Origin of the sequence: Chryseobacterium sp. Leaf394 (assembly GCF_001424105.1) — a bacterium.
GTDB lineage: Bacteria > Bacteroidota > Bacteroidia > Flavobacteriales > Weeksellaceae > Chryseobacterium.
This window is the reverse complement of record NZ_LMQH01000004.1, coordinates 188,207-200,519: the sequence shown is the minus strand read 5'-3', so window position 1 is coordinate 200,519 and position 12,313 is coordinate 188,207. Positions and strand designations below refer to the sequence as shown.

The 12,313-nt window shown below is 37.6% G+C and carries 9 protein-coding genes; all 9 read left to right on the top strand.

Going from position 1 to position 12,313, the window contains the following annotated elements; genetic code table 11:
- Window positions 1–13 precede the first annotated feature (13 nt).
- The 9 genes from ASG21_RS01605 (at window position 14) to ASG21_RS01565 (ending at window position 12,300) form a co-directional block, all read left to right on the top strand.
- On the top strand, window positions 14–1,789 hold the full coding sequence (locus ASG21_RS01605; protein ID WP_056074908.1) for a ComEC/Rec2 family competence protein: 1,776 nt from the start codon (window positions 14–16) through the stop codon (window positions 1,787–1,789).
- Between the two features lie 146 nt (window positions 1,790–1,935).
- Window positions 1,936–2,598, top strand: coding sequence for a succinate dehydrogenase cytochrome b subunit (locus ASG21_RS01600; protein ID WP_056074905.1), 663 nt, complete (start codon window positions 1,936–1,938; stop codon window positions 2,596–2,598).
- 16 nt (window positions 2,599–2,614) lie between these two features.
- Window positions 2,615–4,627, top strand: a complete 2,013-nt coding sequence (locus ASG21_RS01595) for a fumarate reductase/succinate dehydrogenase flavoprotein subunit (protein WP_056074902.1) — start codon at window positions 2,615–2,617, stop codon at window positions 4,625–4,627.
- Between the two features lie 24 nt (window positions 4,628–4,651).
- Window positions 4,652–5,419, top strand: a complete 768-nt coding sequence (locus ASG21_RS01590) for a succinate dehydrogenase/fumarate reductase iron-sulfur subunit (protein ID WP_056074900.1) — start codon at window positions 4,652–4,654, stop codon at window positions 5,417–5,419.
- 139 nt (window positions 5,420–5,558) lie between these two features.
- Window positions 5,559–7,112, top strand: coding sequence for a redoxin domain-containing protein (locus tag ASG21_RS01585; protein ID WP_056074898.1), 1,554 nt, complete (start codon window positions 5,559–5,561; stop codon window positions 7,110–7,112).
- A 162-nt stretch (window positions 7,113–7,274) separates the two neighbouring features.
- A complete protein-coding gene (gene rlmD, locus ASG21_RS01580) occupies window positions 7,275–8,681 on the top strand; it encodes a 23S rRNA (uracil(1939)-C(5))-methyltransferase RlmD (RefSeq protein ID WP_056074896.1) in 1,407 nt (468 codons plus the stop codon).
- Window positions 8,682–8,725: 44 nt separating this feature from the next.
- A complete protein-coding gene (locus ASG21_RS01575) occupies window positions 8,726–11,194 on the top strand; it encodes a zinc-dependent metalloprotease (protein WP_241773429.1) in 2,469 nt (822 codons plus the stop codon).
- Window position 11,195: 1 nt separating this feature from the next.
- Window positions 11,196–11,672 (top strand): DUF6452 family protein, encoded by a 477-nt coding sequence (locus ASG21_RS01570; RefSeq protein ID WP_056074892.1) that lies wholly within the window; start codon window positions 11,196–11,198, stop codon window positions 11,670–11,672.
- Window positions 11,638–12,300: a DUF6048 family protein gene (locus tag ASG21_RS01565; RefSeq protein ID WP_056074890.1), complete on the top strand. Its 663-nt coding sequence runs from the start codon at window positions 11,638–11,640 to the stop codon at window positions 12,298–12,300. Before ASG21_RS01570 ends, ASG21_RS01565 begins: the two co-directional genes overlap by 35 nt.
- The last annotated feature ends 13 nt before the right edge of the window (window positions 12,301–12,313 follow it).

The window sequence follows — 12,313 nt, the reverse complement described above, 5'->3', positions numbered from 1 at the left end:
TGTTCAAACACAGATGATTTTGAACAGGCAGCCTCTTTTGATTCTTGTCATTTCCTTGATCCTCGGAATTTTCTTTCAGGATCATTTTTCTTTTGGGCAAAAACCGGTTTTCGGGATTCTGCTGTCTTTGCTCATCATTTCAGGGTTGCTTTTTTTAAAGAATAACGTTTTGTTTAAAATCAGAAATTTTCTTTTACCCATCCTGTTTTTAGGACTGGGAATTTCTTTTCATTTTTATAATAATTCGAATACCGGAAATTTAAATTTAAAGACAAACGAAACCGTCGTTTTTAAAGTCTCCAAAAAATTAAATTCCAATGAGAAATATAAGAAATATGAAGTTGTGGCTCAGGTGGGGCAAAAATCTTTTGATGCAGTTTTTAGTGTTGGAAAAGATCAGAAAGAATTAGATTTTAATCATTATTACAAGGCAAAAGCTTATGTTATTCAGCCAAAATCTCCCGAGCATGATTTCCAGTTTAATTATTCGAAATATCTGAAACGGAAAAATATTTATTATCAGTGTTTTGTCAATGGCGAAATTTCGTCTGCTCCGAGAAATGATTTAGATTTAACTGAAAAAATCCGGCAGAAACGTCTTGAAACTTTACAGGAAATCGATCATTCTGAAATGAATTTCCGAAGCCGTGAATTTTTAAAAGGAATTATTCTCGCAGACCGCACAGAGATCGATTCTGAAACCGTTCAGGATTTCAACCGTTCTGGTTTGGTACATTTTCTGGCGATTTCGGGAACGCATATCGTTGTCATTTTTGGAATGTTTTATTTCCTGATGATGAGGTTTTCACCGGTAAGGTTTAAAAAATATGCGATCGTCATCAGTCTCATTTTCATTTGGATTTTTGCAGTTTTCATTGGTTTTGGAAATTCAGTAGTGCGTTCCTGCATTATGATTTCGGTTTATTTTATTTATGTTTTGCTTCAGAGAAAACCAGATTTACTTCATTCTTTGGCACTTTCGGCGTTCATCATTTTAATCATCGATACGCAGCAGATTTTCGATGTCGGATTTCAGTTGAGTTTTCTTGCGGTTTTAGGAATCTACTGGCTCAATCAACCGATTTTAAAATACCTCCCGAGACAGGATAATTATTTTAAGAAGCTCATTTTTAACACCATTTCAATTTCCATTTCGGCGCAGCTGGCAACTTTGCCATTGGTTCTGTATTATTTTCATCAGTTTTCATTGATTTCAGTTCTGGCGAATTTTTTCATCGTTCCGTTTTCTGAAGCGATTATCATTTTGTCTTTTCTGATGACGTCTTTGATTGGTTTAAACGTAGATTTCCACTTTATAAATCTGATTTATGACTTTGTGATTCAGATGCTGCTCAAAATCATTCACTGGTTTGCCGGTTTCGATTCGGTCTTCTTCGAAAATATTCCGATGAATCTTGCTGAGGTTTTTATTCTTTTCGGAATAGTGTATTTATTGAAGTTCATGCTCAGTAAATTTAATCTGAGAAATATTTCAAATGTAATTCTTGCCGTTTCCCTATTTTTTATCATAAGAATTTCATTTAATATAATTGAAAATCAAAAGGATGAATTGCTCGTACATCATTACAAAAAAGAAATTATCATCTCGGTGAAAACCGGAAATCAGGTAGAATTTTGGATGAATTCTGAAAATGAAAAAGATAAAATTCAGCAGTACATTATTAATCCCTATCTGTCTTCCCGTAGAATTGAAGAATTTAAAATCAAAACAATTCCTCCGTCTTCCGAAATGTTTGTTTTTAAAGGGAAAATTTATCCATTAAAATAAACTTAAAATCCTGCTGAATATATTGCTTAAAAAGCCGTGAACAATCTTATTTAGAAACATTACAAACTGCCTAATAGTGAGATTCATCAGTTTTTAGTCTTGTTAACATTTCTTAATTTTGTGGAAATTCAAATTAAAAGCTGATTATGGCAGGTTTAACAAGTTCTACTATAGGTAGGAAGTATGCAATGGCACTTTCGGCAATGTTTCTGCTGAGTTTCTTGGTGATACATTTGTCGTCTAACATCACATCGATTTTTAGCGTTGATGTTTACAATGAAGTAGCTCATTTCATGGGTTACAATCCTTTGGTTCAGTACGCTTTGCAGCCTGTACTTACCATCGGGATACTTTTCCATTTTATTATGGGATTCATCCTTGAAATCAAAAACAACAAAGCACGTCCGATAAAATATGCCAACAACAACGGTTCGGCAAATTCTACATGGGTTTCCAGAAATATGATTATTTCAGGTGCTGTAATTTTAGCATTCTTTGCTTTACACTTTTATGATTTCTGGTTTCCGGAACTGGATTATAAATTTATTCAGGCCAATACTCCTGATGAAACAAGATACTGGGACGAACTTCACCATAAATTTCACGATATCTGGAGAGTCGTTCTTTATGTGATTTCGTTCGTTCTTTTAGGAATGCACTTAGCTCACGGTTTTCAGTCTTCATTCCAGTCTGTTGGTGCAAGACATCCAAAATATACTCCGGTAATCAAAGCGATTGGTTTTTGGTTTTCGGTAATCGTTCCGCTTGGGTTTATTATCATCGCAGTTTTTCATTACGTAACTCAATAATTTTCAATATACTAATATGAGTAAATTAGATTCAAAAATTCCAGGTGGTCCACTTAAGGATAAATGGAAAAATCATAAAGACCATATGAACCTTGTTGCACCAAACAACAGAGACAAGATTGATATTATTGTTGTAGGTACAGGTTTGGCAGGAGGTTCTGCAGCAGCTACTCTGGCTGAGCAGGGATATAATGTAAAGGCATTCTGTTACCAGGATTCACCAAGAAGAGCGCACTCGATTGCGGCTCAGGGTGGTATCAACGCTGCTAAAAACTATCAGGGTGATGGTGACTCAACATACAGACTGTTCTACGATACCATCAAAGGTGGTGACTACAGAGCAAGAGAGGCAAACGTTTATAGATTAGCTGAAGTTTCTGCTAATATCATCGACCAGTGTGTATCTCAAGGGGTTCCATTCGGTAGAGATTACGGCGGACAGTTAGATAACCGTTCATTTGGTGGGGTTCAGGTTAAAAGAACTTTCTACGCAAAAGGACAGACTGGTCAGCAGTTATTATTAGGTGCATATTCTTCATTAAGCCGTCAGATCGGAAAAGGAAGAGTAAAAATGTACAACCGTCACGAAATGCTTGAATTGGTCATCGTAGACGGAAAAGCAAGAGGAATTATCGCAAGAAACCTTGTAACAGGTGAGATCGAAAGACACTCAGCTCACGCAGTGGTAATTGCCTCAGGAGGTTACGGAAATGTTTATTTCCTTTCAACCAATGCAATGGGTTCAAACGTTTCTGCAGCTTGGAAGATTCATAAGAAAGGAGCGTATTTCGCAAATCCTTGTTATGTTCAGATTCACCCAACCTGTATTCCGGTTCACGGAACACAGCAGTCTAAACTGACTTTGATGTCTGAATCATTAAGAAACTCCGGAAGAATTTGGGTTCCTAAAAATATTGAAGATTCAGTTGCCATCAGAGAAGGTAAACTGAGACCTGAAAATATTAAAGAAGAAGACAGAGATTACTATTTGGAAAGGAGATATCCTGCATTCGGTAACCTTGTTCCCCGTGACGTTGCGTCCAGAGCTGGTAAAGAAAGATGTGATGCCGGTTACGGAATCGAAAATAATGATACTAAAGAGGGTGTTTACTTAGATTTCTCTACAGAAATCATGAAAAAAGGTAAAGAAGCCGCTATTGAAAAGCATATCAACAACCCTACAGATCAGCAGATTTATGATCTTGGAAAAGCCTGGATCGAGGAGAAGTACGGTAACTTATTCGTAATGTATGAAAAAATTACTGCGGATGATCCTTATAAAACTCCAATGAAGATTTACCCTGCCGTTCACTATACAATGGGTGGTGTTTGGGTTGATTACAACTTACAGTCTACAATCCCTGGATGTTTCGTTGTCGGTGAAGCTAACTTCTCAGACCACGGAGCCAACAGATTGGGAGCTTCAGCTTTGATGCAAGGTTTGGCAGACGGATATTTCGTTCTTCCTTACACGATTGCAGATTATCTTTCTGCAGACATCAGAACAGGAGAAATTCCTACAAATTCTGCTGAATTTGACGCAGCTGAAAAAGAGATTAAAGACAAAGTAAATTTCTTTGTTAATAATAAAGGAACGCATTCAGTAGATTATTTCCATAAAAAACTGGGACACATTATGTGGAATAAGGTTGGAATGGGAAGAACTCCTGAAGGTTTAAGAGAAGCGATTGCAGAAATTGACGAAGTGAAAAAAGATTTCTGGCAAAACGTAAAAGTAATGGGTGAAACTGAAGGAATGAACACAGAGCTTGAAAAAGCGTTCAGAGTAGCAGATTTCATTGAATTAGGACAGCTTATGGCTATCGATGCATTACACAGAAACGAATCTTGTGGTGGGCATTTCAGAGAAGATCACGCAACTCCGGAAGGTGAAGCAGAAAGAGATGATGAAAACTTCAAATATGTAGGAGCTTGGGAATATCAGGGAGATGATATCAAAAATGAGGTTCTGCACAAGGAAGATCTTATCTATGAAAACATCGAAGTTAAAGCAAGAAGTTATAAATAATCTCCAATCTATAAATAAATAATTATGAGTGCAAAAAAAGGCCTTCATCTTACGCTGAAAATTTGGAGACAGAAAAATACGAAAACTAAAGGTCAGTTTGAGACCTATAAAATATCAGATGTTTCTACAGATTCTTCTTTCCTGGAGATGCTCGACATTCTGAACGAAAACCTTATCAACGAAGGAAAAGAACCTATCGCTTTCGATCACGACTGTCGTGAAGGAATCTGCGGAATGTGTTCTCTTTACATCAACGGTAGAGCTCACGGTCCTGATACAGGAATCACAACGTGTCAGCTTCACATGAGAATGTTCAAAGACGGTGAAACCATCGTGATCGAACCCTGGAGAAGTGCTGCGTTCCCTGTAATCAAAGATTTGATGGTAGACAGAAGCGCATTTGACAGAGTAATGGCTGCAGGTGGATTTATCTCGGTAAACACTTCAGGAAATACTTTGGATGCCAACGCAATTCCTGTTCCTAAAGAAGATGCAGACAAAGCAATGGATGCAGCAGCATGTATCGGTTGTGGAGCTTGTGTAGCTTCCTGTAAGAACGGTTCAGCAATGTTGTTCGTGGGAGCTAAAGTTTCTCAGTACGCTCTTTTACCTCAAGGTAGAGTAGAAGCGAAACGTAGAGTTCTGAATATGGTGAAAGCTATGGATGAAGAAGGATTCGGAAACTGTTCAAATACAGGAGCATGTGAAGTAGAGTGTCCTAAAGGAATTTCTCTTGAAAATATCGCAAGAATGAACAGAGAGTACATGGCTGCTTATGCAGACAGAGGATAATCTGTTTTAAAATAAATTTTATAAAATCGTCTTCTATTGTGAGGACGATTTTTTAGTTAAATCTTTCATAAAATAAGTTTAAACAGTGTTTATAGTTGATTTGAAAAACTTATTTTTGCCTAATTATTTAAAATCAAAAATGAAGAAATATCTTTTGTTATTTGTCATTGCAATATTTGTAATGTCTTGTTCAAAAAAAGTTGAGATCAAAGGAAAGATCGCTGGAAGTTCACCGCTTGAAAGAATCGAGTTTGTGGAGGCTTCCGGTGTGGCTACTTTACCGTTAACCAATATCGGTTTAGACAAAGACGGAAATTTTACAGGAACTTTTGAAGCTCCTAAAGACGGAATGTACCTGATGAATTATGCAGGGAAATCTAACCTAATTTTCTTGAAAGGTGGTCAGAACATTAATATTTCAGGGAATTCTGCTACATTTCCAAACGAATTTACAGTAACCGGAGATGGTAAAGCAGATAACGAATTTTATCAGGCTTGTCAGAAATTCTTAATGACTTACGGTCAGACGATCGATATTCAGACATTAAGCAGCGGAACTGAAGATGCATTCCTTAAAGGAATTCAAAAAATTTCAGCAGATTTAAATAAAAACATTGAAGAAAACGTAAAGAAATTCAATCCCGGAAAAGAGGTTATTGAATGGAAAAAGAATGATGTAAACACTGCGATTCTTAATGTAATGGCTGGTTACGAAATGTCTAAGAAGCAACAGAATGCAGGAAATCCTTCTTTCAAAGTTTCTAAAGCGTTTACAGATTACGAAAACAAACTTCAGGAAGACAAAGAAAAAATGGTAGCTTCAAGCCCGTTTTTCAGACAGTATCTTTTACAGAAAGTCAGCATGGATTTTGAGAAATTTGCTGAAGCTAAAGCTAAAGGAAAAACAGATATTTCTACATCAGAACTTTTCAATGATTTCCTTAAAACTAAAAAAGACCTTTCTCAAACTACCAAAGATTATCTTTTGGCATTCGTAATTGCCCAGCGCGATATGCATTTGGGTACACCTGCGAAAGCCTCAGCGAAAATCTTAGAAATTATCGAAAAAGATATTAAAGATTCTACAGTGAAAGAAGATCTTAAAAAAATGCAGTTTGCCATCAATGGTGTTAAAATCGGTGAAGCGGCTCCTGATGTGAAATTAACTAAACAGGACGGTAGCACTTTCAAACTTTCTGATAATGGAGGTAAGCCAACAGTGGTAATGTTCTACGCTTCATGGAATCCCTATATTTCAGAAGGCACAGTACCTGTAGTGAAAGAAGTGGTGAATTTCTATAAGGCTAAAATGAATTTTGTATTCGTAAATCTTGATGATACAAAAGATCAGTTCACAAAAACTAGCAAAGCGATGTTCAGTGGAGTACAGGGAACAAACGTTTATGGAGAAGGAGGTTTAAACTCTGACGCCGCTAAAAAATTCGGAATCTACGGTTTCAAATTACCTTGTTATATCGTACTCGACAAAGCAGGAAAAGTGGCAAGCAGACCTTACATGAATTTAGGCGAGCAGGAATTGGTTACAATTCTTGACAAGCAGACAGGATTATCTGCTCCAATGGCAGCACCAAATCCTCAGCAACAGCAAATGTTGACGCCAGAGCAAATGCAGCAGATGCAGGAAATGGCAGCACAACAGCAACAACAACAGCAACCTGCTCAGACAAAATAATATATATATCAAAATAGATCAAAACCTTGTCTTCGGATAAGGTTTTTTTTATTTGTACTTTTGCAGACTGAAACTGAAAAGTTTCTGAAAGTTTATTAGAAAAAAATAGAAATTTTACGGATATAAAAATAGAAAGTTAAATCCGTAGCGATAGAAATTGTTATGAGAAAGAAGAAAGACGTCATTCTTGAAAATATAAAATTATTTGCCGCCGGCGCAAAAGGTGTAGCCATCGGAAAAACTGAAGAAGGAAAAACCGTTTTGGTATCCGGAGCGATTCCCGGTGATGTGGTAAACGCAAGAGTTAAAAAGTCGAAGTCAAAATATTACGAGGCTGAAGTAAAAGAACTTGTTGAGAAATCTCCCTTCAGAGTGGAGCCGAAATGCATTCACTTTGGTGTTTGTGGCGGATGCAAATGGCAGAATATGAGCTATGAAAAACAGCTTGAAATTAAACAGGAAGAGGTTTACAACAATATTAAAAGAATCGGCGGTATTGAAAATTTTGAAACCGTTCCTATTTTGGGCGCTGAAGAACAGTATTTCTACAGAAATAAAATGGAGTTTTCTTTCTCCAACGCAAGATGGCTTACTCAGTATGAAATCAGTTCAGAGGAAAATTTCGGAAGCAGAGATGCTTTAGGATTTCATATTCCGGGGATGTGGAGCAAGATTTTAGATTTAAAGGAATGCTGGCTTCAAGAGGATCCGTCCAATGCAATCCGTCTTGCTGTTAAGAAATTTGCAGAGAATAAAGGATTACACTTTTTTGATGTTAAAATTCAGAAAGGTTTCCTGAGAACTTTGATGATGAGACAGAATTCGAAGGGTGAATGGATGGTCTTATTCCAACTTCACAGAGAAGAAAAAGAAAACCGCATCGAGCTATTTGATTTTCTTCTGGAGCAGTTTCCGCAGATTAAAACTTTGGTGTATGCCATCAATCCAAAACAAAACGATTCCATTTATGATTTAGATGTGAAAACCTATTTCGGCGAAGGATTTTTAATGGAAGAAATGGATGGACTGAAATTTAAAATAGGACCTAAATCATTCTTCCAGACGAATTATAAGCAAGCGTTAGAATTATATAGAAAAACACTTGAATTTGCTGATCTGAAAGGCGATGAAGTCGTTTACGATTTATACACCGGAACGGGAACCATCGCGCAGTATGTTGCCAGAAATGCAAAACACGTTATAGGAATTGAATCTGTACAGGAAGCTATCGATGCAGCCATCGAACACGCTGAACTGAACGGTCTAACCAACACAACATTCTACTGTGGAGACATGAAAAATGTGTTCAACGACGAGTTTTTAGAAAATCATCCACCGGCAGATGTCTTAATTACCGATCCGCCAAGAGACGGTATGCATCAGAAAGTGGTAGAGCAGATTTTAAAATTAGCTCCTCAAAAAGTGGTATACGTGAGTTGTAATTCAGCTACTCAGGCAAGAGATTTGGCTTTGATGAAAGAACAGTATGATGTGGTAAAGATTCTCCCTGTCGATATGTTCCCGCAGACCCACCACGTGGAGAATATTGCTCTGCTTATCAAGAAATAATTGCTTAATTTTGAAATTATAATTTTAAGAACTGAATGAAAAACGTGAAAAACATAAGCTTAGCAATGGCTGCCGCTGCAATGATGTTGTCAACGCAGACTTTATTTGCTCAGGAAAAAGATTCTGCAGCTACAAAAAAAGAACCAGCTGCTGCTGGTGCAAAAAAGGAAGATGAAAAAAAGAAATCTCCGATAAAGCCTTACAAAGAAATCATTACAGATAAAGCGGTTTCAGACGACGGCGTTTTCACAGTTCATAAAGTTGACGATAAATATTACTTCGAAATTCCGGATTCTGTACTGAAAAAAGAATTTCTTCTCGTGACAAGATTAACCAAAGCCGCTGCAGGAATGCGTTCCGGAATGTCAGGTTATGCCGGCGACCAGATTGGTCAACAGGTTGTAGCTTTCGAAAAAGGTCCGAAAGACAAAATTCTTTTAAGATCGATTTCCTTCGTAGATTATGCGAAAGATTCTACTTCAGACATGTACAATTCTGTAACAAGAAATAATGTGCAGAGCATCATCAAATCTTTTGATGTTAAAACGTACGGAGTTAATAGAAAAACAACAGTAATTGAAGTTACGGATGTTTTGAACGCAGATACAGAGCTTACTTCATTCTCCGTTTGGGCAAAAGACGCTTTTCGTGTTGGAGCTTTTCAGAAAGATATGTCTTTCGTGAACTTCGTAAAATCATATCCCACAAATATTGAGATCAATACCACTAAAACTTTCGCAAGAACTTTAGGTAAATTACCGCCGGAACTGGCAAAGGATGCACCCAAAATCAGCGGAAATTATACAGTGGAAGTGAATTCTTCTTTCGTTCTCCTTCCTGAAAACAAAATGCAGGCAAGATATTTCGACCCGAGAGTTGGATATTTTGCTGTTGGATACACAGATTTCGATTTGGATCCCCAAGGTGTCAAGAAAGTTTCTTTAGTTAAAAGATGGAGACTTGAGCCTAAGCCTCAGGATTTGGAAAAATATAAAAAAGGTGAACTGGTAGAGCCTGCAAAACCAATTGTATTTTACATCGATCCCGCAACCCCGAAAAAGTGGGTTCCTTATTTAATGCAGGGCGTAAACGACTGGCAGAAAGCTTTTGAAAAAGCAGGTTTCAAAAATGCCATCATCGCAAAAGTTCCTGACTTAAAAACCAATCCAGACTGGAGCCTTGAAGACGCGAGATTTTCTGCGATTGTTTACAAACCTTCAGACGTGCCGAACGCTTCAGGTCCATCAATTTCAGATCCGAGAACCGGTGAAATTCTGGAAAGTCATATCAACTGGTATCACAACGTAATGTTGTTGCTGAGAAACTGGTACTTCGTACAGGCTTCTCCGAACGATCCGAGAGCGAGAATGGTGGATTTCGATGATAAACTGATGGGAGAATTAATACGATTCGTCTCTTCTCATGAAGTGGGTCATACTTTAGGTTTAAGACATAATTATGGTTCAAGCTCAACTGTTCCTGTCGAGAAATTGAGAGATAAAAAGTGGGTTGAAAAAAACGGTCACACTCCGTCGATTATGGATTATGCAAGATTTAATTATGTTGCACAGCCGGAAGATAACATCAGCGATGCCGGTATCATGCCAAGAATTGGTGACTATGACGACTGGGCGATTGAGTGGGGCTACAGAAGATTTAATGAATACAAAACTCCTGAAGCTGAAAAGGAATTTTTAAATAAATGGGTCATCAAAAACCTCAAAAACGAAAGACTTTGGTTCGGAACTGAAACCAATCCTTTTGACCCGAGATCTCAAAGCGAGCAGGTAGGTGACAACGCCATGATTGCAAGCACATACGGAATTAAAAATCTGAAAAGAATCGTAGACAATCTCGAAAAATGGACTGAAAAGCCAAACGAAGATTACGATAACCTCGGAATGATGTATGATCAGGTGGTGACTCAGTTTAAAAGGTATTCCGGTCATGTTTCAAAATACATCGGCGGTGAAATGGAAACGCCTAAAAATGTGGAGCAGTCTGGTGTAGTTTACGAGCCGGTTTCAAAAAAAGATCAGAAAGAGGCGATGAAATTTTTAGATGAAAACATTTTTACGACGCCAAATTGGCTGATTAAAAAAGAAATTTTCGAGAAAACAGGAAAAACACCTGCGGGAACAGTTTCGGATGTACAAAACGGAGTGCTTTCCAGAATTTTGAGCCCGATGGTTTTACAGAAAATGGCTCAGATGGAAACTGTTGATCCTAGAACGTATACTTTAATCGAGTTGTTTTCAGATTTAAATACATCCATTATCAGAAAAGATAATCCTGATGTTTATGTGAGAAATCTTCAGAGAAGCTACGTGGATCAGCAGATTAAACTGGCAGATTCGAAATCTTTTGATAAAACTGATGTTTCAGCAATTGCTAGAGGAAATTTAAATTCAATTAAAAAAGAGCTGGCAGCAAAAACAGATAACAATACTGTGAATAAATACCATTATGAAGATCTTGTTTTCAGAATAGAAAAAGCTTTAGACCCAAAATAAAATGAAGCAGTTTTTAAAATATACATTCCTTATTTTTTGTCTCGGAACCGTGGTAAGTTGCGGCGGCGATGACGATATCTGCGAAAGCGGTGAAGGAACACCCAGAATGAAAGTAAAATTCAGAAATGCAGGAGGGCAGCTGAGAACTGTTGATTCTCTTTATTTAAGAGTTGATTACGGTACACGGATTGTAAACTTCGGAAAAACAACGAATGCAGATTCGCTTCTGATTCCTTTAAGAGTAGACGATTTTGAGTACACAGATCTGTATTTTAAAACCAGAAGAAACAATCCCGAATCAAAAGTGCGTGTTAATTATACCACTACTTCATCTTATGTGTCGCCGGGTTGCGGTATAAAAAAGACCTATCAGAATGTAAATTCACAATTGGTAACACCTGGTGTGGTAACTTCAGCAGAAAACGGACAAAACTTTATCGAAAATGAAGACAAGACTAATCTTTTCCTTACTTTTTAGTCTGATGACTCTGCAGATTTCTGCACAGGAAAAAAAAGAAGAAGAGGCTAAAGAAAAATGGAAATACGAACCCAACTTTATGGTCGGTATTGACGTATTGAATACTACAGTTTCTTTCTTCTCAGACCGTCAGCTTTTTCAGGGTTTTATTTCATCACGAGTGAAGGGAAATACCCACGCCATTATAGAAGCTGGTTTTGAGAAAAATGTATATCAGAAAAACGGTTATGATGCAACAGCAAACGGACCGTTTGCGAAAATTGGTGCATTCTACATGTTGGCTACCGACAAAGAAAACCCTTTCAACGGTTTTTACGGCGGCGGAAAGGTGGCAGGATCTTTTTACAGTCAGGAATATAAGGCAATTCCGGTGAGAGGTTTTGGAGGAAGCTCGTCGAGTGTTTCAATGCCTGCCTCTTCACAGTCTTCATTCTGGCTGGAAGGTGTTCTTGGTGGAAGAGTACAGCTCTTTGAAACCAATTTCTTCATTGACGTACAGGCGCAGCCGAGGTATCTTATTGCCACATCAAAACAGGACGAAGTAGAACCGATGATTGTTCCGGGTTTTGGAAGAAGCTCCGGCAAATTCAATATGGGATTCTCCTGGAGTTTGGCTTATAAATTTTAAATAAAAAAGGGTG